26 protein-coding genes are annotated in these 22,759 nt (G+C 61.7%); 4 read left to right on the plus strand and 22 right to left on the minus strand.

Going from position 1 to position 22,759, the window contains the following annotated elements:
* Positions 1-119: 119 nt before the first annotated feature.
* From I7X13_RS05310 to I7X13_RS05325, 4 genes are all read right to left on the minus strand, one after another.
* Positions 120-497, minus strand: coding sequence for a VOC family protein (locus I7X13_RS05310; RefSeq protein WP_198074666.1), 378 nt, complete (start codon positions 495-497; stop codon positions 120-122).
* Positions 498-503: 6 nt separating this feature from the next.
* Positions 504-1,037 (minus strand): dihydrofolate reductase family protein, encoded by a 534-nt coding sequence (locus I7X13_RS05315; RefSeq protein ID WP_198074667.1) that lies wholly within the window; start codon positions 1,035-1,037, stop codon positions 504-506.
* Positions 1,034-1,492 carry a VOC family protein gene (locus tag I7X13_RS05320; protein WP_196287997.1) on the minus strand — a complete coding sequence of 153 codons (459 nt, stop codon included), beginning with the start codon at positions 1,490-1,492 and terminating at the stop codon, positions 1,034-1,036. Before I7X13_RS05320 ends, I7X13_RS05315 begins: the two co-directional genes overlap by 4 nt.
* A 105-nt stretch (positions 1,493-1,597) precedes the next feature.
* Positions 1,598-2,035, minus strand: coding sequence for a DoxX family protein (locus tag I7X13_RS05325; RefSeq protein ID WP_198074668.1), 438 nt, complete (start codon positions 2,033-2,035; stop codon positions 1,598-1,600).
* A 168-nt stretch (positions 2,036-2,203) separates the two neighbouring features.
* Here I7X13_RS05325 and I7X13_RS05330 point away from each other — a divergent pair, with 168 nt between their 5' ends.
* A complete protein-coding gene (locus I7X13_RS05330; protein WP_198074669.1) occupies positions 2,204-3,193 on the plus strand; it encodes a GlxA family transcriptional regulator in 990 nt (329 codons plus the stop codon).
* Positions 3,194-3,318: 125 nt separating this feature from the next.
* Here the strand turns inward: I7X13_RS05330 and I7X13_RS05335 are convergent, their stop codons facing one another.
* From I7X13_RS05335 to I7X13_RS05375, 9 genes are all read right to left on the minus strand, one after another.
* Positions 3,319-3,765: a hypothetical protein gene (locus tag I7X13_RS05335; RefSeq protein WP_198074670.1), complete on the minus strand. Its 447-nt coding sequence runs from the start codon at positions 3,763-3,765 to the stop codon at positions 3,319-3,321.
* Between the two features lie 550 nt (positions 3,766-4,315).
* Positions 4,316-4,720 (minus strand): response regulator, encoded by a 405-nt coding sequence (locus tag I7X13_RS05340; RefSeq protein WP_198074671.1) that lies wholly within the window; start codon positions 4,718-4,720, stop codon positions 4,316-4,318.
* 31 nt (positions 4,721-4,751) lie between these two features.
* Entirely contained in the window at positions 4,752-7,340 is a 2,589-nt protein-coding gene (locus I7X13_RS05345) for a PAS domain-containing protein (protein WP_198074672.1), read from the minus strand.
* Between the two features lie 62 nt (positions 7,341-7,402).
* Positions 7,403-7,765 (minus strand): glyoxalase superfamily protein, encoded by a 363-nt coding sequence (locus tag I7X13_RS05350; protein WP_198074673.1) that lies wholly within the window; start codon positions 7,763-7,765, stop codon positions 7,403-7,405.
* Between the two features lie 103 nt (positions 7,766-7,868).
* The gene (locus tag I7X13_RS05355; RefSeq protein WP_198074674.1) at positions 7,869-8,516 is read right to left on the minus strand and encodes a zinc ribbon domain-containing protein; all 648 of its coding nucleotides are present in this window, start codon (positions 8,514-8,516) and stop codon (positions 7,869-7,871) included.
* Between the two features lie 144 nt (positions 8,517-8,660).
* Positions 8,661-9,248, minus strand: coding sequence for a hypothetical protein (locus I7X13_RS05360; RefSeq protein ID WP_211531841.1), 588 nt, complete (start codon positions 9,246-9,248; stop codon positions 8,661-8,663).
* A 221-nt stretch (positions 9,249-9,469) separates the two neighbouring features.
* Positions 9,470-10,159: a spondin domain-containing protein gene (locus tag I7X13_RS05365; protein WP_198067065.1), complete on the minus strand. Its 690-nt coding sequence runs from the start codon at positions 10,157-10,159 to the stop codon at positions 9,470-9,472.
* A 31-nt stretch (positions 10,160-10,190) separates the two neighbouring features.
* The gene (locus I7X13_RS05370) at positions 10,191-10,796 is read right to left on the minus strand and encodes a peroxiredoxin-like family protein (protein ID WP_198074675.1); all 606 of its coding nucleotides are present in this window, start codon (positions 10,794-10,796) and stop codon (positions 10,191-10,193) included.
* 155 nt (positions 10,797-10,951) lie between these two features.
* Entirely contained in the window at positions 10,952-12,283 is a 1,332-nt protein-coding gene (locus tag I7X13_RS05375; RefSeq protein ID WP_198074676.1) for a glycoside hydrolase family 28 protein, read from the minus strand.
* Between the two features lie 367 nt (positions 12,284-12,650).
* On the opposite strand from I7X13_RS05375, the gene I7X13_RS05380 reads away from it, so the two are divergent.
* The gene (locus I7X13_RS05380) at positions 12,651-13,181 is read left to right on the plus strand and encodes a hypothetical protein (protein ID WP_198067062.1); all 531 of its coding nucleotides are present in this window, start codon (positions 12,651-12,653) and stop codon (positions 13,179-13,181) included.
* 94 nt (positions 13,182-13,275) lie between these two features.
* Here the strand turns inward: I7X13_RS05380 and I7X13_RS05385 are convergent, their stop codons facing one another.
* From I7X13_RS05385 to I7X13_RS05395, 3 genes are all read right to left on the minus strand, one after another.
* Positions 13,276-13,590 (minus strand): hypothetical protein, encoded by a 315-nt coding sequence (locus tag I7X13_RS05385; RefSeq protein ID WP_198067061.1) that lies wholly within the window; start codon positions 13,588-13,590, stop codon positions 13,276-13,278.
* A 331-nt stretch (positions 13,591-13,921) separates the two neighbouring features.
* The gene (locus tag I7X13_RS05390; protein ID WP_198067060.1) at positions 13,922-14,575 is read right to left on the minus strand and encodes an NAD-dependent epimerase/dehydratase family protein; all 654 of its coding nucleotides are present in this window, start codon (positions 14,573-14,575) and stop codon (positions 13,922-13,924) included.
* Between the two features lie 216 nt (positions 14,576-14,791).
* A complete protein-coding gene (locus I7X13_RS05395) occupies positions 14,792-15,628 on the minus strand; it encodes a CvfB family protein (protein ID WP_198067059.1) in 837 nt (278 codons plus the stop codon).
* Between the two features lie 188 nt (positions 15,629-15,816).
* On the opposite strand from I7X13_RS05395, the gene I7X13_RS05400 reads away from it, so the two are divergent.
* The gene (locus tag I7X13_RS05400) at positions 15,817-17,274 is read left to right on the plus strand and encodes an OmpA family protein (RefSeq protein ID WP_198074677.1); all 1,458 of its coding nucleotides are present in this window, start codon (positions 15,817-15,819) and stop codon (positions 17,272-17,274) included.
* Positions 17,275-17,368: 94 nt separating this feature from the next.
* On the opposite strand, the gene I7X13_RS05405 is transcribed toward I7X13_RS05400, so the two are convergent.
* The 5 genes from I7X13_RS05405 to I7X13_RS05425 are packed head-to-tail and all read right to left on the minus strand — an operon-like array spanning position 17,369 to position 19,905.
* On the minus strand, positions 17,369-18,049 hold the full coding sequence (locus I7X13_RS05405; protein ID WP_198074678.1) for an MIP/aquaporin family protein: 681 nt from the start codon (positions 18,047-18,049) through the stop codon (positions 17,369-17,371).
* Positions 18,049-18,558, minus strand: a complete 510-nt coding sequence (locus I7X13_RS05410) for a GNAT family N-acetyltransferase (RefSeq protein ID WP_198074679.1) — start codon at positions 18,556-18,558, stop codon at positions 18,049-18,051. The genes I7X13_RS05405 and I7X13_RS05410 overlap by 1 nt, the downstream gene beginning before the upstream one ends.
* Positions 18,559-18,589: 31 nt before the next feature.
* The gene (locus I7X13_RS05415; protein WP_198074680.1) at positions 18,590-19,009 is read right to left on the minus strand and encodes an arsenate reductase ArsC; all 420 of its coding nucleotides are present in this window, start codon (positions 19,007-19,009) and stop codon (positions 18,590-18,592) included.
* Positions 19,010-19,050: 41 nt separating this feature from the next.
* Positions 19,051-19,512 carry a DUF6428 family protein gene (locus tag I7X13_RS05420; protein ID WP_198074681.1) on the minus strand — a complete coding sequence of 154 codons (462 nt, stop codon included), beginning with the start codon at positions 19,510-19,512 and terminating at the stop codon, positions 19,051-19,053.
* Positions 19,513-19,563: 51 nt separating this feature from the next.
* Positions 19,564-19,905 (minus strand): ArsR/SmtB family transcription factor, encoded by a 342-nt coding sequence (locus I7X13_RS05425; protein WP_198074682.1) that lies wholly within the window; start codon positions 19,903-19,905, stop codon positions 19,564-19,566.
* 366 nt (positions 19,906-20,271) lie between these two features.
* Between I7X13_RS05425 and I7X13_RS21885 the strand changes: the two genes are divergently transcribed.
* Positions 20,272-20,724, plus strand: coding sequence for an energy transducer TonB (locus I7X13_RS21885; protein WP_198067052.1), 453 nt, complete (start codon positions 20,272-20,274; stop codon positions 20,722-20,724).
* 67 nt (positions 20,725-20,791) lie between these two features.
* Here the strand turns inward: I7X13_RS21885 and I7X13_RS05435 are convergent, their stop codons facing one another.
* Entirely contained in the window at positions 20,792-22,723 is a 1,932-nt protein-coding gene (locus I7X13_RS05435; protein WP_213019036.1) for a BamA/TamA family outer membrane protein, read from the minus strand.
* Positions 22,724-22,759 lie beyond the last annotated feature (36 nt).

Consider the following 22,759-nt stretch of genomic DNA (forward strand, 5'->3'; position numbering starts at 1 on the left):
CACACCCAAAAACGGTCATGCTGAGCGCAGCCGAAGCATCTCTACCGCAATACGAAATGATTAGTACAGCGGTAGAGTTGCTTCGGCTGCGCTCAGCATGACCGTTTTTTTATTTCCAGCTATTGCCGGCCCGGAATCTCCTGCAAAGTCCAGGTATTGCCGTCGGGGTCTTTGAAAGCGGAAAACTTGATGCCGCCCATGTCCTGAACCGCCCCCATCGGCACGCCCCGGCCGGCCAGTTCGGCGCGGGCGGCCACGATGTCGGCTACCACCAGGTGCAGGCCGCGCAGCGAGCCGGCCGGCATGGCCAGGCCCGCCAGGCCCTCGGCCAGCACAATGGAGCAACCTGAGCCGGGCGGCGTGAGCTGCACCACGCGCACCGGGCCGCCGGGCCGCACGTCGTGGTCGAGCCGGAAGCCAACTTGCTGGGTGTAGAATTGCTTGGCGCGGTCGATATCGGCCACCGGCACGGGAATGAGTTCTAGTTTCAGGTCCATAAAAACTTAGGCAATGGCCGGTTGGTAGGTAAGCACCAGCACGCCCGTGCTGGTAGTATGCGACGATTTTAGCTTGAAGTTCGTCGGCGCTTCGGCAAACAGGCGCTTGCCGCTGCCCAGCACCACCGGAAACACCATGAGGCGGTATTCGTCAATCAGGCTGTGCTGGCGCAGGTATTCCACCAGTTGGGCGCTGCCGTAGATGAGCAGGTTTTGGCCGGGCTCGCGTTTGAGGCGGGCCACGGCGGCGCCCACATTGCCCTCAATGATTTGGGCGTTCCATTCGGCCGTTTGCAGCGTGCGCGAAGCCACGTATTTGGGCAGGCTGTTCATGCGGGCGGCCCCGGGGGCATCGGGCATGTGGGGCCAGGCACCGGCAAAGGCCTCGTAGGTGAGGCGGCCCAGCAACAGGGCGTCGCAGGAGGCCATGAGCTCGCCCTGAAACTCGCCCAGCTCGTCGTTGAAATAGGGCGCAGTCCAGGCCGGGTTTTCCATCACGCCGTCCAGCGTCAGGTATTCGGCGGCAATTACTTTGCTCATAGGTTTTCGGCGCGTTCAAACGTGAGCTGTGCCACGCTCGCAGCCTTGTCGAAATTGAGCATCCACTCCGTGCCAAAGCGGTCGATGAGCGTGCCGAACTTGCCGCCCCAAAACATGTCGTTCAAGGGGTCGACGACGGTGCCGCCCTCGCTCAGCGCTGCGTAAAGGGTGTTGATTTCCTCGTCGCTGCTGCAGTTCAGGCACATGGCAATGTTGTTGCCGGGGGCGTAGGGGCTGCGCGGGTCCAGGGCGTCGCAGGCCATGAGCACAAATTGGCCGGTTGTCAGGGTGCCGTGCATAATCTTGTCCTGGGCGTCGGCGGGCATTTGGTCGCACATGGCCGAATCGCCCACGCGCATCAGCTTGAGCTCGCCGCCAAGGCAGCTTTGGTAGAAGGAGAGGGCTTCGCGGCAGGTGCCGTTGGGAAATGCGATGTGGGGGCTGAGGAGTGCCATGGGATTGGAGGGTTTAGGGTTTGAAAATGGAGGATTCTGAATGAAATTGAAAAGAGAGGAGTAGCCGGGTATGGCCGTGCTGCGACAGGACGGCAGCTGGCCCGATTACAGCGCGGCCGCAACCGGCTCAGGAAGCGCTACTTCTGCTTCCGGCGTGCTGGCTGCAAGGGTGTGGCCAATGAGGTAGCGCTTCCAGAGGAAATACAGCCCCAGCACCACCGCCAGCATTACCAGCGCCGGAATGGCAGCCGCCGCACCCATGCCGGCAAACAGCACCGAGGCTGCCGCCCCAGCAAAGTCGAACACGAAGCCTGCGAAAGCCCATTCCTTGAGCGTGCGGTACTTGTTCTGGAGCAGGGCCAGGGCACCGAGGATTTTGGCCGCCCCCGTGATGTCCATGATAAACACCGGGTAGCCGAGCTGCCGCATGGCGGCCACGCCGTTTTGCTCGTGCAGCAGGCCGGCCACGCCATCGGCCAGCATCATGAGGCACAAGAGGATGGTGAGCGTCCAATAGAAGCGGGCGGTGGTGCGGAGCGTCATGGCGAAAGTTTTTTTAAGGTGAAAAATGCGGGGCCGGCGCGGCAAATGCTAAAATTTTGATTGCCTAACTGGTTTAGCAAAGGTATTAGCAAAGCATAAGGATGCAAGGGGGGTAATTGTGCCCAAATACAGGGTGGAATGCGGCAGCCTGCTGCCTACATTTGGGCTATGAAGCACGTTTCTATTCTGGTGCCGGCCGGCGAGGCGGTGGTGGGCAGCATCGAAGGGCCGCACAAGGTGCTGAGCCAGGTGAATGACTTTCTGGCGGGTGCCGGGCAGGCGCCGGCCTTCCAGATTGAACTGGTCGGCCTCACCCGGGACAAGACCTTCAACCAGGGCCTGTTCACGCTGCATGCCCATCGCACCATTGCCGAGGATTTCCGCACCGACCTCATCATCATCCCGGCCCCGCACGGCGACCTGGCCGAAGCCGTGGCCCTTAACGCACCCTTTGTGCCCTGGATACGGCAGCAGCACGCGGCCGGCGCCGAGGTGGCCAGCCTGTGCCTGGGCGCGTTCATCCTGGCGGCCACGGGCTTGGTCGACGGCCGCAAGTGCGCCACTCACTGGCTGGCCACCCAGCAGTTTGCGGCCATGTACCCGGCTGTGCAGCTCGTGCCCGAGCAAGTCATTACCGACGAGCAGGGCCTCTACAGCAGCGGGGGGGCTTATTCCTACCTCAACCTGGTGCTCTACCTCATCGAGAAATACGTGAGCCGCGACCTGGCCGTGTGCTGCGCCAAGGTGTTTCAAATTGATTTCGGGCGCCGCAGCCAGTCGCCCTTCGTCATCTTCCAGGGCCAGAAAGAGCACGCCGATGCGCCCATCAAAAAGACGCAGGAATTCATCGAGCAGCACTTTGCCGATAAATTGACGGTCGACGACCTGGCCGCGGTGAGCTGCCTGAGCCGCCGCAATTTTGAGCGCCGCTTCAAGAAAGCCACCAGCAACACCGTGGCCGAATACATCCAGCGCGTGAAAATTGAAGCCGCCAAGATGAGCCTCGAATCGTCGCAGGAAAACGTGAACGAGGTGATGTACTCGGTGGGCTACTCCGACACCAAGGCCTTCCGCACGCTGTTCAAGCGCCTCACGGGCGTGTCGCCGCTGGCCTACCGCGAGCGATATAGCCGCAAGGCGCCCGCGCTGGCCGCCTAGCGGCGAGCTAAACTAGTAAAAACGACGCGGCCCCCGGCGGCGCAGTGCAGGGCACTGGCTGTCGGGGGCCGAATCACATGCGGCGGGGGCCTCGTCGCCAGGCCCACCGCCCGGACGGGGTCGGGTTAGCGAATAACGGCAGCCACGGCTTCCGGCGACTTGGCGGGCGTCAGCTCGCGCACCGAAATGGTGGTTTGGGCCTTGCCTTGCACGTCCACGCTGTAGCGGTACTGCTCCTTGCCCACGCGCAGCAGCACGGCATACTGGCCAGTGGGCACCCCGCCAAAGTTCAGCTTGCTGCCGTAGGAAGCGCGGTGGTTCACGGCATTCACCAGGCAAACGCTGTGGTCCAGCGCCATAACCTGCATTTGCACCCGTTGCTGTGCGGGGTTCTCAACGGTGAGCCACAGGCCCTGGGCATCAGCCTGCTTGGCTTTCACGGACGGGGCGCTCTGGGCCAGGGCGGCGCCAGCGCTGCCAGCAATGGCCAACCCGCCCAACAGCAGGGCCCGCAGGTACAGAGCGGTACGGGTTTGGGTGGTGGCGGGGCGGGAGGTGAGGGAGGTTTTCATGGTTTTTACAGAAAAAAGGTGAAATGGAAAAAGTGTGACGTTCTCGGCAGGTATAGTACTAGGCGTGGAACAGTACAAATGTATGGTAGGTACTTTGTAAAACAAGGTACTGTTTCAAATAATGTATGTGCTGCATTGATATTACCCGTTTACTTGTTGATTATCAGAGATAAAATTTTACAAGGAAAATTTATCTTTTGATTAAAAGCCTGCTTTTTTAGTTGATGAGGCGGGTCGATGGTTGTTGCAGGAGGGCCGCCGGGTTGGTTTTGGCGGAAGCGGAAACTGCCTCAGCAATGAGAGCAGCCTTGGAACATGCTGAACGGGGAGGACGGCGATGGGCGAGCATGACTCGGCCGGCAGGAAATTGGGAGAGCTTTCAAATGTGGATACCGCGGCCGGGAGCAGACGTTACAACCCGGACAAACTTTTTTTGCGACGGCGGCGGGGCACAGCGAAAAGGCCCGGCAATGGCGCGCGAGCAATAGCCTGTGCCTCATACTGCTATGCCCGTCGACACGCTTCTTTAATCCCAAACAAGGCGGAGCCGCTACTGGAAATGCTGCTGCAGCACAGCATCAAGCTTTTCCAGGGTGAGGGGCTTGGTGATGCGGCCGGCGGCGGGCAGGGTTTCGAGGCGCGTGAGGTCGCGCGGGTCCATGGACGTGGTGAGAACTACCACGGTGGTGGCGCGCCGCTGGTCCGGCGGCAGCTCCTGGTAGGCCTGCAGAAATTCGATGCCGTTCATGATGGGCATCTGAATATCGAGCAAGATGAGGGCGGGGTATGCAGGCCTGGCCGCGGTGCTGGCCTCTTGGATAACGGCCAAAGCCTCCTGCCCGTTTTCGGCCACCAAAATCTGGTCCGTCACGGCTAGCCGCTTGAGCAGCCGTTCGTTCAGGAAGTTATTCGTCGGGTCATCGTCGACCAACAGCACACTGCTCAGCTTAGGCATAGGCTTACCCTACGTAGGCAGGACTTTTAAGTTAGGGGCGGTCCGGCAGCACCACCGTAAAGGTAGAACCCACGCCCGCCGCGCTCTGCACCTGAATGGTGCCGCCCGCGTTCTCGACAATGCGCTTGACCATGTAGAGCCCCACGCCAGTGCCCTCGACGTGGGTGTGCAGGCGGCGAAACATCACGAACAGCTTGGTTTGCTCGTTTTCCGTGAGGCCCAGGCCGTTGTCGTGCACTTCGAGTCGCACCTGGCCCGGGGTGCGGGTGGCGCGCAGCAACACGTGCGGCGCCCGGCCCGGCACTTGGTACTTGATGGCGTTGCTGAGGAGATTGTAGAGGATGCTGCGCAGGTTTTTGGGCGAGAAGCGTACGGTGGCGCAGGCAGCTACGTCGAGCACCAAATGGCCGCCGGCGGCGGTCAGGGCGGGCAGCAGGTCGAGGCGCACGGCCCCGGCCAGGGCGGCCAAGTCCACGGCTTCGGCGGGCTCGGCGTGGGCGTGCTGCAGCTTCGATACATCGGTGAGGTGGCCCAGGGTGCTCTGGAAGCGGAACACGGCCCCGTGCATCAGCGCCAGCAGCTGGGTCACGTCGGGGGTGTGGCGCACGGCGGCGGGCAGCTGCTCGCCGAGGGCCAGCAGCAGCCCTTCGATGTTGGCGATGGGGGCCTTGAGGTCGTGCGAGGCGGTGTAGACGAAGGTGTCCAGGTCCACGTTGGTGCGGCTGAGGCGGTCGTTGGTATAGCGCAAATCTTCATTGGCCACCAGCATTTCTTCGTTGATGGCGGCCAGCTCCTCGTTCAGCTCCTGCACCTGCTGGCGGGCTTCCACCTGCTCGGTGATGTCGGTAACGAGGGCGTAAAACCCCTGCACTTCGCCTTGTTGCACATCGGGAATGTAGTCGGTGTGAATGTGCCGCACGAAGTCTTCGCGGTAAGGCATATGGGCTTCAAACTCCAGGCGTTCGCCGGCCAGGGCCCGGGCCATATAGCCCCGCACGGCAGCGTAAGCAACTTCGCCCAGCACCTGCCGCACCGGCAGCCCGACCATGCCAGCGGGGGCGCGGCCGAACCAGCTCTGGTAGGCTTGGTTCAGGAACTGATACTGCTCGTTGCGGTCGATGTAGGAGATGAGTACGGGCAGGGCGTCGGTAAGCAGTTGCAGGCGCTGGGCCCCGGCTTCGGTGGCCTGGCGGGCCAGCACTTGCGGCGTGACCTCGAAGGCGAACACCAGCACGCCGTCGATGCCGCCCTGCTCGTCGAAGCGCGCCTGCTGGATGTAGTTGAAGTACCGGTCTTCCAGCACGCCGTCTGCGGGGCGGGCAATGGGAATGAGCAGGCCTGGCTCCTCGTGCGTGATGCCCGTTTCGAACACCCGGCGAAAGGTCTGGTACACGGCGTGGTCGGCTATTTCGGGCAAGGCCTCCGCAATGGGGCGGCCCAGCAGGGCCCGGCCCGGAAACAGCGCCTGATAGTTGGGGTTCACCAACTCGTACACCAGCCGGGGGCCGGCCAGGATGCAGATGGCCGCCGGGGCCGCCATAAACAGGCGTTTGAGGCGGGCCTGCTGATGCTCGGCCTCCGCGCGGGCGTTTTGGGCGTCGTGGGTGCGAGCAGCTACGCGGCTTTCCAGCTCCTGGTTGAGCGCAGAAAGCTGCTGCTCCGAATGAACCAAGGCCGTATTGGTCGTCAGAAATTCATCGTTGCTGGCCCGCAACTCTTCGTTGATAGCGGCCAGCTCCTCGTTTAGCGCCTGAATTTCCTGGCGGGCCAGCACCTGCGGCGTCACGTCGTAAGCAAATACGAAAATGCCGTTGATGGTCCCTTTCTGGTTGTGGCGGGCCTGGTAGATGAAATTGTAGTAGCGTTTTTCCAGCTCCCGGCGGCCTTCGTTGTCGTGGTCGAGCTGCACCAGCATTTCCGACGCCCGAAAGGTTTCACCGGTCCGGTACACGTTGTCGAGCAGGCCGAAGATGGGCTGGCCCACCAGCTCGGGCATGGCTTCGGCAATGGGTTTGCCCACGATGGGCCGGTCGCCGACCAGCGCTTGGTAGGGCGGATTCACAAACTGAAAGACGTGCTGCGGGCCGTCGAACACACAAATCATGGCCGGGGCATCGTGCAGCAGCAGCTCCAGGTGCTGGCGCTGCAGCTCGGCTTCGGCACGGGCCTCCAGCTCGCGGACCTGGCTGGCGCGCAGCTCCTGCACCATGTCGGTGCGGGTTTGGTCGTTGGTGTCGTCGAAATTCACCACCAGCACCTCGCCCTGGCGCTGGGCCACCAGCAGGTAGTAGCCGTCGAGGCCGTCGTGCTGGTAGTTGTTCTGGCGTCGCTCCACCCGGCCGCTCAAAAACGCGTCGCGGTAGAAGCCGAATACGCCGGCTGCCTCCGCCGTTGGAAATAGGGTCAGAAATGATTCGGTGGGGCGCTGAGGCAGCCGCAGCATCTGCTGGGCGGCGGGGTTAAGGTACTCCCAGGCCAGGTCGATAATGGTAGTGCCGGCGGCCGCGTACACGGGCCGCAGCAGCATGAAGCCGGTTTGGGACGTGTTGAGCACCACCTGCAACAGCTCCTGCGAGTAGGGAAGGTTGGCCGGAAGAATTGGGGTAGCAGAATCGGACATGGAAAGGCAACTAGCACGGTAGGCCTCTAAGTTACTCGCATTGCCTCCGTTTGGCGGGCCACTTACCGGCGCTCCACAAAGGTGAGGCGGTTGTGAAACGGGTCGATAACCGTCATTTCCAGTGCCGTGGGGTCGTAGAAGGGGATGTCCAGGCCCGGCCGGTTGTGCTTGTACTGCCGGGCCAGCAGCTGCGTGTGGTAGGCCGTGAGGTGTTCAAAATCGTCAATAAACACCCGCGCGCCCGGCGCGCAGTCGCCGTGGTGCTCGGAGAGGTGCAGCGTCACGTCCTCACGGGTGATTTGCAGGTAGCCCGGGCTGCCCTCCGGCCGGTGCTCCCAGTCGAGGCGGAAACCCAGCCAGTCGAGGTAAAACTCAATGGCTTTGGCGTAATCGAAAATGCGCAGAATGGGCTTGACGGTGGCCATAGAATTGGGAGCGGTGGACGAGGAAGTAAGAATAACGAAAATCAAAAGAACGTCACGCTTCGACTGCGCTCAGCATGACGTTCTTTTCACTCAACACAATCCACTACCCCGCCTTCGTGCCGCAGCTGGGGCAGAACTTCTGCTCGGGCTTCAGGGTCTCGCCGCAGTTGGTGCAGTGGCGGGGCTGGGTTTGGGCAGCGGTGGCGGTGCCGCAGCTGGGGCAGAATTTCTGGCCGGGAGCCAGCTTGGACTGGCAGTTGGGACACTGTATCAAGGCGTCGCGGTTCAGGAAATCGATGTTTTTGGTGTAGTCCTGGGCGCGGGTCTGGGTGCGGATTTGCTCGCGCGTGGCCTGGGCCTGCTGGGCGCGCAGCTCCTCTTGCTCGTCGGGGGCGCAGTCTTCGCAGAGGCCGGCGCTGTGGTTCCAGCAGGCATCGGGGCACACCCAATGGCCGCAGCGGGTGCATTGCTTAAACTGTTGCTTGCCCTCGGCCACGGCCGTTTCCAGAGCCGAGTCGTGGGCCTTGCCGCCCACGGCCTGCTGAATCTGATAAGCGGCGTTCTCGACCCCGCCCAAGCCACCAAACAGGCTGCTGGCCGCGTTGAGCAAGCTGCCCGCAATGCCCATTGCGTTGGGCTGAAACCGCGACATATAGCCGTTGTGGCACTTGTCGCAATGAAACTTGAACTGAAAGCCCTTGTCAGTGGAAAGGTCGTCGTAGTTGGCAACGAATTGTATCAGGGAGCTCATGGCGCGGTGGGGAGAGGTGAGATGCAAATATGGGGATAAGCCCATGATACCGACCGGCGCTCACGTTATGGGGCCGCACCGTGCAACAAAAAAGGCCCCGCCAATACCTGACGGGGCCTTTGCAGCGCGCTTTTCGGCGCGGGGCTAGAACGTGACGCGCAGGCTCACGGCCGCGTCGTTGTAGAAGCCGGTGTAGCCGTGGAATACCTCGAAGAAAGGCTTGTAGTCGACACCCACCACGAAGGGCAGGTCGGGCAGCTTGTATTCGAGGCCCAGGATGAGGTCGGCACCGATGGCGAGGTAGGTGTTGGTGTCGTAGTAGTAGCTGTCGGTGTAATAGAATCCATTCTTGCCCCGGCGCAGGTACACATCGCCGTTGCGGCCATCGTAGTAGAACCGGTCGTCGGCGAAGTAGTAGCGGCCCTGGTAGGCCCCGGCGTGGAAGCCCGCACCATAGTAAAACTGCAGGCCTTTCACATCGGCCACGCCCATGTGCTTCTCGCCGAGGATGGTGAGACGGCCGCCGTGCGCTTTGTACTCCGTCGTGAGCAGGCCCTCAATGGCCACGCCCTTGCCACTGCCCAGAAAGTGCTTCAGCGTGAGGCCCGACGACCAGCCGCCGCCGCGCAGGCCAATGCCGGTTTTGTAGCCGGAACCGCTGCTGCTGCTACCGTTGCTGCTTTTTTTCTTCGATTGGGCATTGGCTGCCAGGCCGGGTAGCAGCAAGAGCATAAGGGCGGTAAGACGTAAATAATTCATGAGAAAACACTGTATGCGGATGATGGAACTAGGACAAAAGTAAGCGCTAGGCCGGGAAGTGTGCCGTGGGCGGGGCGTGCTCCCGCCGCTGCTTGTCCTCGCAACAGGTTATTGCCGGGTCTTTTTTAGCGTGAATCAAGACAGTCGTTGACCGTCAGCTTTTGGCAGGGTAGCGCCTTTTACCCAAGCGCGAATTAGTTGACACGCTCCAAAAGCCAAGTGCCCAGCGGCGGGCCATCGGGCGCGGGGCCGGCGGCCGGCGGCAGCAGGAGCGGGGCCACCACGCCGGCCGGCAGCGTGGCCTGGTCGGGGGCAGTGAAGGTGGGGCCGCTGTCGGTGCCGGCGTCGTAGGCACGGGCGGGTACCCGGCGCTGGGTTACCCATTGGCCGTTGGCGTCGAGCAGGTTTTCGTCTTCCAGCGCCACAAACCAGTCCGGACTCGGCGCAATCATCGTGACGAGGCTCAGACGGGGGTGGGCGGCGTCCAGCCGAATGGTGTCGGCCACCGTGCCCGGCGAACTGATGACGCGGCCTTCCAGCACGCGGAAGGCTGCGCCGCTGCTTTGCAGGGCCATTATTTCGGTGCGCAACGCGGTGTTGTTGCCGCGCTCGGCCATGTTCTTGATGCCGGTGCTGGCCAGCTGGCCGGGCCGGAACAGGAGCCCATCGGCCCGGTGCGAGGCCCCGATGACGGACGAGAAATGCGCTCCGGCCGGGAAGTTGGCGTGCGTGCTGGCGCTCCAGGTGGCTTCGAAGGTGACGCGGTAGAGCGCCGGGCCAACGGCCGGCGCGGGCGGCTGCTCTTCCGAATCCGCATTCTTAGAGCAGGCTGCCAGCCCGAACAAAACGGCCCACAGGCCCAGGCGATGAAACGAGCAAAGCATGGCGCAAGCTGATAAGGGTGATGGGAATTAATTACAGTGCCTGCGCCACCTGCCGCACACTGGCACGGTGGCGGTAGTCGGCATCGAAGTAGGCAAACCTGATTTTGCCGTCCCGGCCGATGACGTAGGTGGCGGGCACGGGCAGGACGTTCTGGTCGAGCCCGTTGGCTTGCTTGAGGTCGATGCCGTAGGTCAGGTATTTTTTCGCCGTGGCCTCGTCCACCACGAAGGCGGTTTTGTAGGCCTTCATGATGGTCAGGTCGCGGTCATGTACGATGGGGAATGAGGCCTTGGTTTTGGCTACGGTCTGGGTGATGTTGGCTGGGATTTCGGGAGTTACTACTACCACTTGCGCGCCTTTGGCCGTGAGCACCTGCAACGAATCCTGGAGCTGGCTCAACTCCTTGTTGCAGTAAGGGCACCACTGCCCGCGATAGAAATACAGCACCACCGGCCCCTTTTTCAGCAGCTGGCGCAGCTCTACCGGGTGCCCGGCAGCATCCTGGCCTTTGAAAGCGGGAGCAGTACTGCCCACCGCCAGGGCCGAGGCCGTGAGCAGCGGGGCTGGGGCGGTTTGGGCCAGCGCCGGGGCGGCCAGCAACACCAGTGCACCGGCGAGTTTTGAAAAGGTGTTCATGGGTTCGGGAGAGTAGCGAATGGTCGTGGGGCCAGACGCGCACCCGTTGCGAGCCTTACAGTGGCTCCGCTTTTTAAAGCAGACTCGGGCAACAAAAAGCCCCACCAATAGCTGGCGGGGCTTTTTGCGGTTTCTTGCTTGGTAAAGGCGGGGGATTAGTCCGGCTTCAGAGGCGTAGTGGCGGGGGCGGCTTGGGCGGCTGGTGTGGCTTTCAGCGGGGCGCCGTTGAGGGTGACGTTTTCGAACTTCACGTCGGAGTATAGGTTGGGGAAGGCGGCGTTGTCGGCGGTGGCGGTCACGTCTTTGAAGGTAATGTTGGACACCTTGTCGGTGGGGTTGCCATTCAATACCGCAAACTGCTTGCACTTCACGTTGACGTTGGAAATGCGGATGTTGCGGATGGTGCCGAAGGGCTTTTCGGTGCTGCCGGCCATGTTGAAAAACTGCATCCAGGGCGAGAGGGTGACGATGGTGCCGCACTTGCCGGTGATGTTTTCGATGGTGATGTTTTCGTAGAGCTGATAGGTGTCGGGGCGCATCTTGAAGAGCAGGATGGGGCGCTCGTTGTCCACTTTGCAGTTGCGCATGGTGATGCGGTTGGCGTGGATGCACTCGCTGCCGCAGGTGAGGGCGGCGTGCACTTCACCGAAGGTGCAGTTCTCCACCAGCACGTCTTCGATGGGGCCGTTTTCGGGGAGCTTCTGGGCGGTGGGGCCTTTGCCGCCCTTCATGCAGATGCCGTCGTCATTCACCGAAACGTAGCAGTTGCGGATGGTGACCTTGCTGCACACGTCGATGTCGACGCCGTCGGTGCTGGGGGCCTTCACGGGGCGGAAGGGCGAGCGGATGTCGCAGCCGTCCATCAGCACATTGGTGCACTGGTAGAGGTGGGTGGTCCAGAAGCCGGAGTTGTGCAGCTTCACGTTTTTGATGGTCACCCGGTCGCAGCCCCAGATGAAGAGCAGGCGGGGGCGGTGCACCTCCAGGTTGGTGGAGGGCAGGTGGGCTTTCGACATGGAGTCGCGGTGCGCCCAGAAGCCTTTCCAGAACTTCAGTCCGTTGCCATCAATGGTGCCGGGACCGGTGATGGTGAAGCCGTTCACCTTGGTGGCGTTGATAAGGGCGGCGTAATAATCAAGCTTCTGGCCCTCCATGCGGGAGGGAATCAGGGGGTAGTCGGCAATGTTATCGGAGCCTTTGAGCTTGCCGTCGGCCAGCACGCGCAGGTGGGTGTTGGGCTTGAAAAACAGTGCCCCGCTCAGGAAAACGCCCTTGGGCACCACCACGGTGCCCCCGCCGGCGGCACTGGCTTTGTCAATCACCTTCTGAATGGCCTGGGTGTTGAGCTTGGTGCTGTCGAGGCCGGCCCCGAACTGGGTGATGACGTAGTCCTTGGGCGCGGCTGCTTTTTTCGGCGGCGCGGGGGCGGAGAACGGCAGCGAAAAAGCAGCCAGCCAGGTGGTCAGCAGCGCAAGAAGGAGTTTCATAGGGCGGGAAAAATGGTGAATGCTGCAAAGAAGCGCGGGGCCGCGGGCGGGACTGTTCTGTAGTCACCTGACCTAAGCCTAGTACTTTCTGTATGCTGTATGGCTTGTCGGAGGTTCTCTGCTGAGTAAAGCGGAAGGATTTACATTAGCCGCTGAAGAAACAGAAAGCCCCGCCAGTAGCTGGTGGGGCTTTTTTTATTACTTGTGTTTTGGGGAGAGGACGTAAACTTGCTTTAGGAATACCACCCTTTCGTTAAACACTAACGCACACTTCAAAACTTAGTCTTAATTTGATTATACTCTGCCCTCCGAGGGACTCGCTACTCATACGGCTGCCTCTCACCGTTCCTGCTCACCTTATCACTCTATGAACCTACGCCGCTTCGCCTGTTGCCTAATCTTGGCTCTAGGGCTACTACCTAGTGGCATATTCGGGGCCTTTGCCCAAGTAGACACCCTGCCGACCCGGTTCTACCTGCTGCCCTATTCACAGCAGACGTATGATTCTACATATAACCAGCGCCTTATACTTCGGTACTGGTTGCTGCGCTATACGCAACGGAACTATGAGGAAGGTGAGAACGGTACGTTCCGATTGTCTTCGAAGGCCCGGGCGTCCTGGTTCTTCGGCCGCGTGTCCCGCCAGACAGATTATTATCCAAATGGCAAGCGGGCGCGGGTGTACCGGTATCGCCGCAACCTATACCCTAAGGTGCATCGCCCCACATGGAGGGCGCATGCCGAATTCCTTACGGTCGAGCGACGTTTTCAGGAAGACGGAAAGGTGGACAAGGTTGTTCGGTATCGGGATGGCTACTATTTGTTTAAACAACGGAGCTCAAACGAAAAAATGCCCCGGTTCTATCGAAAAAACTACCGTGGGGACTTGAAAGAGTAATAAACTCGTCTACCAATCACTATTTAGGGTGTTGTTAAACAAATCCTCCTTTCTCCAAACGCCACACGTTTACCTTCGGACCCTTTGGCTGAACTCAGTTCTCTGTTTGAGAGGGCTTTCCTAACCAAATGCCATCGCCGATGTCGGGGACTCGTCCTAGGGTGCGGAACCAGTCATCCACCAACGCCCGCACCTGTGCGATGGGCAGCAGCATGGGCTGCTCGGACACCGAGTCAAGAAGTTGCACTCCGTGCTCGCGCAGCAGAGTGACGACCAGTTGTTGGGCCAACTCGCTCAATTGCGCTAAGGACGCCTCAGGATGGGTCTTTTGTAGTTCGGCGACCAGGAACCAAAGTTCAGTGTAGTCGTCCTCGAGGATGCTCAAGGCCGTGGCAACGTCGGCAGGCATCAGTATCAGAGGCATAGATAGGTCCGCACGGCGCGAGAGTAGCAAAGGAAAGGGAATAGGTGAAGGTATGCCTTCTATTTCCCTCGTTTAAGTGAACAACTGCTATAATTCGCTTCCGGAGATGCTAAAGTAGCCTTGCGGCCCGGATTGAGTTTAAGAAACTGGTTCACCAATCAAAGTTTAAGAAACCTGGCCATCACATGAGTTTCCTAAACTTAATTTTCACGACATAAAACAGCCTCGCCAGACACTGGCGAGGCTGTTTGCTGCTCCAAGCTACGGCGCGGCTACTCTGGTACCGGGCGTTTCACCCCGGAGCAGGTACGGGGACCTAGCGCAGCGTAAACTCTTCCGACGAATGCACGCGCAGCCCGCCGCCATCGTCCTCGGCAGCGCGCAGCATGGCGGCGGCCACGGCCGCGCCGGGCACCGAGCGGTACTTCAGCAGCGGGCCGCGCAGCAGGGGGCGCAGCAGCCGCAACACCACCGCGCCCAGACGCTCGCCGAGGCGGGGCGCGGCCCGCTCGCCCAGCAGCAGCGAGGGCCGAAAAATATGGATGGCCCGGAAGGGCGTCTGGCGCACGGCGGCCTCCATCTCGCCCTTCACTCGGCTGTAGTAGATGCGGCTGTCGGCATCGGCCCCCATGCTGGACACCACCATAAACTGCGAGGCAAAATTGCCGGCCGCCAGCGCCGCCAGCTGCACCACGTACAGGAAATCAACTTTGAAAAACGCCTCCTTCGAGCCCGCCTGCGCCATGGTGGTGCCCAGGCAGCAAAACACGTCGTCGGCGATAAGCTTAAGGCGCACGTCTTCCAGCTTATCCAGCTCCGTGACCACCTGCACCAGCTTGGGGTGGAGGATGGGCACGGCCTTGCGCCCCACCACAATCACCTTCGCGTAGCGCTCCGAAGCCAGCAGCAGCGGCAGCAGCTGCGAACCGATGAGGCCCGTGGCCCCGGCGAGTAAAGCGGTTTTTTGCATAGGGGTGGGGGGTGGGTCCGTCTGTCATTGCGAGGGGAGCGCAGCGGAACGCGGCAATCCGTCCTCTGAATGCGACCAACCCTGAGATGTGATAAAGGCTTACAAAGGGCTCTGCTTAACCTTACGCCAGAAAAGGTGTCTGGTTAATCAGAAAATGTCGCACTGAAAGAGGACGGATTGCCGCATTGCGCTGCGCTCCCCTCGCAATGACGGACGTTATTTCAACACCGTCGCCTCCGGCTCCAGCAGCACCAAGCCTTGGCGGAAAAGTGCCCCCAGCGCCTTTTTGAATACCTTTTTGCTCATGCCTACGCGACGGTACACGTCTTCGGCCAGGCTTTTGTCGCCCAGGGGCAGGCGGCCGCCGGGGGCGGCTTTCAGTGCCTTGAGCAGTGTGTCGGTGGCCGAGTCTACTTCGCCGTAGCCATCCTTTTGCAGGCGCACGTCGAGCTTGCCATCGGGCCGCACCTGGCGCAGGTAGCCCGTCAGCTGCTCGCCCAGGCGCAGGGGGCGGAATACCTCGTTGTGGAACAGCAGCCCCTGGTGCGTGCCGTTCACGATGACGGGGTAGCCCAGCTCGGTTTCGTCGGCCACGAGCAGGCGCACCTCGTCGCCGGGCTGGCCGGCGAAGGGCGTGTTTTTCAAAAATTGCTTCCACTTGGCAGAGGCCACCAGCCGGTCGCTTTCCTCATCGAGGTACACGTACACCAGCACCCGCTCGCCCGTGCGCAGGTCGCGCCGCTGGTTGCGGTAGGGCAGGAGCAAGTCTTTTTCCAGGCCCCACTCCAGGAAGGCGCCGGCCGGGCCGTGGTCCTTCACGGTGAGGGCGGCAAAGCTGTCGACCAGGGCCAGCGGCCGCAGGTTGGTAGCGATGAGTCGGTCTTCAGAGTCGCGGTACACGAACACACGCACCACGTCGCCCACGCGGGTGCCGGCTTCCACGTACTTCTCGGGCAGCAGCAGGTCGCCGTCGTCGGAGGTGAGGTAGAGGCCGATGCTGGTTTCGCGGGCTACTTCGAGGTCGTTGTAATCGCCGAGGAGGAGGCTGGCCATAGGATACAAGGAAATATTGGGAAAGCTGCAAAGGTAACGTCCACCCGCAAGCCCCGTCCACTGCCTCGGTTTACCTCAGCCATAACCTTCCGGTAAACGCCAAGTATAGCATATTGGCTATGTGTGTGACCCGGCGCTACGCCGCCCCCAGCCAGCGGGTCGATTATTTCACCCCAAACCCCATTCGCATGAGACGTTTTTTAACTCCGTTGCTGGTCGTGGGAGTATTGCTGATGGCGGCTCCGCGCGGCCGCGCCCAAACCGCCGACCGCAAAACCGTCGTCAGCCTCTTCGGCAGCGCTTCCCAGTACAAGGGCAGCCTGGGCGAAGATTTCTGGAAGTGGGACCGCAACCGCTACGGCGGCGGCATCGGTATCAGCCGCTACCTCGCCCCGGGCCTCGACCTGGGCCTACAAGGCAGCTACGTGAAGCTCGAAGGCTCCCAAAGCGCGGCCACCAACTTCAGCACCAAGGTGACCACCGTGGACCTTACCTTCAAGCTGAAACTCAACAACGGCTGGGCCCTCAAGGAAGACGCCGTGGTGCAGCCCTATCTGCTGGCTGCGCCGGGCGTGGCCTTCACCAACCGCGAAGGCGTGGTGCGCAGCGCTTCCGTCAACGACAAACCCACGTACTTCGACCTGTTCGGGGCTGCCGGCATCAATTTCCAGGTCAGCGAAGGCCTGGGGATTTTCATTCAGACTGGCCAGCACATTCCGCTCAATGCGAATTTCGATGGTGAGCCCATCCGCGACGCTGACAAGCTCGACGACCGGTTTCTGCAGCACACCGCCGGCGTCACCATTGCTCTCGACAAGCCCAAAGACACCGACGGCGACGGCGTGCCCGACCGTAAAGACAAGTGCCCCAACACGCCCACCGGCGTGGCTGTGGACCCCGCTGGCTGCCCCCTCGACGGCGATGCCGACGGCGTGCCCGACTACCAGGATAAGTGCCCCACCGAGAAGGGCCTCGCCACCCTCGAAGGCTGCCCCGACCGTGACGGCGACGGCGTGCGCGACGGCGACGACGCCTGCCCCGACACCCCCGGCAAGCCCGCGCTCAAAGGCTGCCCCGATGCCGACAACGATGGCGTAATCGACCAGAACGATAAATGCCCCGACACGCCCGCCGGTACCCAGGTAGATGCCACCGGCTGCCCGCTGGTGCTCGACCAGGACAAGGACGGCGTGAACGACCCCGCCGATAAGTGCCCCGACACGCCCGCCGGCACCCGCGTCGACTCGGTGGGCTGCCCGTTGGCCATCGACCCCGGCACGCTGAAACTGCAGGTGCCTATCCGGTTCCGCACCAATAGCACGGTTATCGAGCGCGCCTCGTACCCCACCGCCAATCGCATTGCGGCGGCCATGAAAGCCCACCCCGATTACCAGCTCCGCATCATCGGCCACGCCGACAGCCGCGGCACCGATGAGTATAACCAGGCCCTATCCTTGCGCCGCGCCGAAGCCGTGAAACGCTATTTCACCAACAAAGGCGTCGAGTCCGAGCGCGTCATCACCGAAGGCCGGGGCGAGAGCGAGCCGGTGGCCCCGAACACCACGAAAGCCGGGCAAGCCCGCAACCGCCGGGTCGAATTCAAATTTGAATACACCCCCGCGCCCGCAACCACGCCGCAGCCCTAATAAGGACGGTTTGGTGAAATGAAAAAGCGCCTCACCGCCTTGGTGGGGCGCTTTTCTGTGCAGAGATGGGGGCGAAATGATGTAGAGCCAGCTGTTAACCGGGCGGCATTGCTCCGGCCGTGGGCCGCAGCTGTAAGCCCTTATCCACCGCCACGGCCAGCAGCGCACCGGCCACCGGCCCCACCACATACACCCACCAATCTGTCCAAACCCCGCTGAGCAGCGCCGGGGCCAGCGAGCGGGCCGGGTTCATGCTCGCGCCCGTGAGCGGCCCGGCCACCAGCGCTTCCAGCGCCACGGTGGCGCTGATGGCCAGCGCCGCCAGCATGCCCGCTTCCTTCGAACCCGAGGTGACCCGAAAAATCACCAGCACGAGCCAGAAAGTAAGGAAAGTTTCGATGCCCAGCGCCTGCCAGGGGCCGTGGGCCGGAAGCGTAGCCCCGAGGTTGGAGCCTGGTCCGGCAATCAGCTTCACCAAAAAGCTGCCCAGCGCCGCGCCTGCCAGCTGCGCCAGCATATAGGGCAGCACCCGCGTCCCGGGAAACCGCCCCATTGCCCAGAAAGCCACCGTTACGGCCGGGTTCACGTGCGCGCCGCTGGTTTCGCCCAGGCTCTGAATGATGACGAACACCACCAGCCCGAAGGCCGCCGCCACGCCGCCGTGACCCAGTGCGTGCGTTTGGGCATCAACCACCGCTGCCCCGGTCCCAAAAATCAACAGAATGGCCGTGCCCAGCGCCTCGGCCAGCAGGCAGATTCGCAGACTTGGCTGCATCAGGCCCCGGCGGTGTTGGCAGCGCCCACCACCGCGCTACGGCGCTCCAGCAGCAGGGTATCGTGCCACACGCCGCGCAGCTGGCCGATGCGCTCGCGCCGTCCTACCTGCCGGAAGCCCACGGCCTCGTGCAGCCGCACGCTGGCCGCGTTTTCGGGAAAAATGCCTGCCTGTAAAGTCCACAGGCCTTTTTGTTCCGATTCTGTCACCAGCGCTTTCATCAGAGCCAGGCCCACGCCGCGTCCCCGGGCGGCAGCCCCCACATATACACTCACCTCGGCCACCCCCGCATACACGCAGCGCCCCGAAACCGGCGAGAGAGCTGCCCAGCCCAACACCTGGCCCGTTTCATCGGTGGCAACCAAGCGGCAGGAGGTAAGGTGGCCGGTATCCCAGGCCTCCCAGGTGGGCGGCTCGGTGGCGAAGGTGGCGGTGCCGGTGGCCATGCCCTCGGCGTAGATGGCGCGCACGGCCGGCCAGTGCGCCGCCGTGAGGGGAAGAATGGGCATAAGGAGAGGTGGTAAGGAATGATAACAGCAGTTATACTGTCCGCACAAAATCCTGCGCATAGGCCTTCACCTGGTCGCGCACGCTGCGGAATTGGGCCATGATTTCATCCTCGCTGCCGGTGGCCTTAGCGGGGTCGGGGAAATTGTGGTGCAGCTTTTTAGCCGTGGAGGGGAACACCGGGCATGCCTCGTTGGCATGGTCGCACACAGTGATGACGTAGTCGAAAGGCACGCCGGCATACTCGTCGACGTGGTTGCTGGTGTGAGTCGAAATGTCTACCCCGTCCTCGGCCATCACGCGCACGGCGCGCGGGTTGAGGCCATGCACTTCGACGCCCGCACTGTAAACTGCCGCCCGCTCGCCCAGCGTCTGTGCGAGGTAGCCGTGCAACAGCTGGCTGCGGCATGAGTTGCCAGTGCACAGTACCAGAATGTTCTTTTTGTCAGGCATGAGGCTTTGGAAAGCAGCTGAGTTGGGTTATTAAATACCTGTTAGCAGCACCCACCGCCCGGGGTGCACCCTGCTATTTGCAGCTGAGGCAACGCAAACAGCGGTTCTGCCGGAATGCCGCAGGCATCCTGCGCCAGGCAAGCCGTGTGCTTGGCCGTGAGCAGGAAATCAGTGCCATCAAAGGCCAGCCCAAACTTGCCAATGGTGGCCTGCTGGTACTCTACTTCGATGTCCAAATCCTCCCGACCCAGGACTTTCTCCGACAATTGCAGGATGTGCAGGAATTTCTGCGGGGCCAGCCGATGGTCGTAGTCGCCGGCCTCCCAAAGCTGGAAGTTGGCCACCGTTTCGCGGCGTTCCACGCCACCACAGTCGATAAAATGCTTGCTCACCAGTCCCACTTCCGTCACATGGAAATGAGTCGGCAACTGCGTGCCATCGGGCAGCCGGAAGCTCACGGCGCTCAGCCCGCTTAGGGCTTCTTTCATCTCGCTGATTTTCATTTGTTTGCTTGATTAATAGTGATTTGGTTCGAAGGGAGGATGTCAATCGGCTCAGCAGCAGCCGGGAGCGGCAGCCTCAGGAGTGGGCATTGCCGCCAGCAAATCGCCGAGTAGCCGCCGGGCCATGGCCCAGCCGGTTAGGTCGAGGCAGTAGCACACGCGGGGGCCATCTATTTCGCCCTGCACCAGCCCGGCCGCTTTCAGCTCCTTGAGGTGCTGCGACACGGTGCTCTGCGACAGTGGCAACTCCAGCACCAGCTCGCCGCACACGCAGGCCCGGCGCTGGGCCAGCAGCCGCACAATGGCCACCCGCGCCGGATGCCCCAGGGCTTTAGCAATGGCGGCCAGTCGTTGCTCGGCTTCGGTAAATTCGGCCCGCTTGTGAGTAGCCATGTCGTTATGTTTTGCTTATCGTCGATTTACGATTGCAAACATAGTTTATTTTTTCGTGCTCAGTATTGGCGTCTGGATAATTGTTGGAATAATTAAATTAAATAATTGCTAACAATAATTGAATTGTTATGATAAAAGTGCAAGCGGGTAATATTTTTGCGGCACAGTAATTACCTCTCAATCCACAATTGCGCCATATTTACTGCCTATGCGATTGATTGGCAGTGCCTTTTTTGAATAATAATTTGTGCTTGTTGGTGCATTTATTTTATTTAGAAAAGCCAATTCTGTAAAATTTTCGTAGTTTAGGCTGCTGCTAGACTTTCCGGCCTGGCGTTTATCATCTACTCCTTATTCCCTCGCGACGTGATAAATCCTCTACGCTTCCTGTTAGGTGTTGGCCTGCTGGGCCTGCTGGCTACCGGCCAGAGCCTAGCCCAAACCGGCCCTAACCCGGCTGCTAACACCAGCCCGATGGCTCCGGCCGCCATCAAGCCCGATTCGGTGTTCATCAACCCGGAGGTGCGCCCGCAGTTCACGGGCGGCGACAAAGCCTTTATGGAATACCTCAGCAAGAACATTCGTTACCCGCAGCAGGCCTTGCAGCGGCGCATTTCGGGCCGGGTGTTCGTCAATTTTATTCTCAGCGCCCAGGGCAAGGTGCAGGATGCCCACGTGGTGAGCGGCCCCGGCAACGGCCTCAACGATGAAGCCCTGCGCCTGGTGTGGCTGATGCCGCCCTGGCAGCCCGCCCGCTCCAACGGCCAGCCCGTGCGCGTGGCCTGCACCGTACCTATTTCGTTTAACTCGGGCAGGTAAACGAGTGACCGGGTGGCGGAGCAACTGAGTGAGAACAACTCGCTCGGTCACTTCGCCACTCAGTAGCTCATTGATACGGTGCCGTGCCGGGTGCCCCGAGGCCGAAATCGTTGAACGTAACCGTTTCGCGGGTCGACTCAAACATTTTGATGCCGTTGGGCGTGGCCAGCCCGCGCGGGTAGTAGCCAATAAGAAGCTGGAACGTGCGCAAGGCCGTGAACTCGTTGCGAAAGCGCAGGCCCAGCCCAAAAGCCGTGTAGGGCGAGCCGCCGAAAGGGGTGCCGCCCCGGGGCTGGTCGCTGACCCAGGCCGCATCGGCAAAGGCGATGCCGGCCAGCCGGAAGCCCAGCAGCGAGAGCGGGGTAAAGAGCGTGGTTTCGTAGTTCACCACGAAGCGGCTGGTGGCAATGATGGGCTGCCCCGGTGAAAACCCCCGCAGGCCCCGGTCGTTGGTGATGCCTTGCAGGATATCGCCGGGGTTGCGGTTCAGCCCAATGGTGCCCCGGCTGCTGAGGAAGTGCCGGTACTGCCAGTTGCCCGCGTGGTAGAGCTTGGTGAAGGCCGTGAGCTCGGTGCCCAGCAGGCCCTGCTGCCACACGCGGGGCTGGTTGATGGTTTGAAACGACCCCAAATCGACGGCGCCGTATAAATAGCCGCTGTTGGCGCTGAAGCTGGCCGCCGCCAGGCGTACATCTACGTAGCGGCGGGGCGTCACGCTGTTCATATCGTAGCCCGCCGTGAAGCTGAGCAACGTGCCCGTGGGAACGTCCTCGGTGCGGCCGAAGCCGAACAGGTACCGGGCCTTATAATAACGGCGTACCGAGTATCCCACCGTGCCCAGCAGCAGCGTGCCGTTGTGGTAGGCCGGCGGTGGAATATCGGTGGGCTGCGGCGTGGCCGTGTAGTTTGTATTGATGACGCGGGCCGCCACGATAATGCGGCCCGGGTTTTCGTAGCCCAGGTCGTAGGAGCGCAGGCGCAGGGCGCGGCCCACCCAGGCATCCTGCACTAGGTAGCGCAGGGGGTAAAACACGTATGGCTGCCCCTCGGGCGGCGCCTGCAGGGGAATGTTCTGGTCGTAGGCGTTCAGGTTGATGGCCCCGGCGTAGCGCGTGCTGGGCGAGTAGAAGTCGCGGGTGAGCGACACCCCGCCCGAGCGGTAGTTGTACTCGTTGCGGTAGCGGGCCTGCGCATACAAAAAGTGCCGGAACGGGGCCGTGTAGCTGCCTTCGTAGGACCAGGCCTGGGGGAGCTCGCGGCCGTAGCGGTAGGAGTTGGTGAGCTGGTGGCCTTGGCCCAGAAAGTTGTCGTCGCCGGCCGTGATGAGACCCGACGTGGGCGTGCCCACTTCCACGCCCGCCGTGATGCTGAACACGTCCTTGGTCAGCACCTCGATATCCACGCTGTCGCGGGTGGTGGTGCGCTCGTTCACCAGCACGCGGGCATCCAGGATTTCGGGCGTCTGGCGCAGCAGGCGTTCCGATTCGGCCAGGGCCTGGGGCTCCAGCGGCTGGCCGGGCCGGAACAGTAGCACCTGCCGGATGCGCGAGCGGCTGGTTTTGATGTGCAGCGCATTGCCTGCTTTCTCAATGGCCGTGCGCGGCACCCGGGTCGAGTCCGAAATGTTGTAGCCAAAGGCATCGAGCGTGCGGATGTTGATGCGTCGCACGATTTTGAAGTTGTGCCGGTCGAACTGCCGGTCCAGCAGCACGGCATCGAGCCCGGCTTGCTCTTCCTGCCGCCGCGTGAAGTTGAACAAGGCCGATGCCGCGCGGCCGGCAATGGTTTTGCGGCGCGAGTAGGCCTGCAGCCGGTTCAGCAATCGCTGCTCGTCGAAGCGCTGGCGCAGGGAGTCGGGGCGCTGGGGCAATATCTCCAGCTTGGCTTTCAACGAGTCGGGCGGCACCGCCGAGCGCGGGTCAAACGTCTGCGCGCGTGCCGGCCGGGCCAGCAGGCCCAGCAGCAAAAACACAAGCAAAACCAGACCGCGAAAGCTCATTTGGGGACGCAACGCCGCAAATTACGAAAAGGAGCC

Origin of the sequence: Hymenobacter negativus, assembly GCF_016056375.1 — a bacterium.
GTDB classification, from domain to species: domain Bacteria; phylum Bacteroidota; class Bacteroidia; order Cytophagales; family Hymenobacteraceae; genus Hymenobacter; species Hymenobacter negativus_A.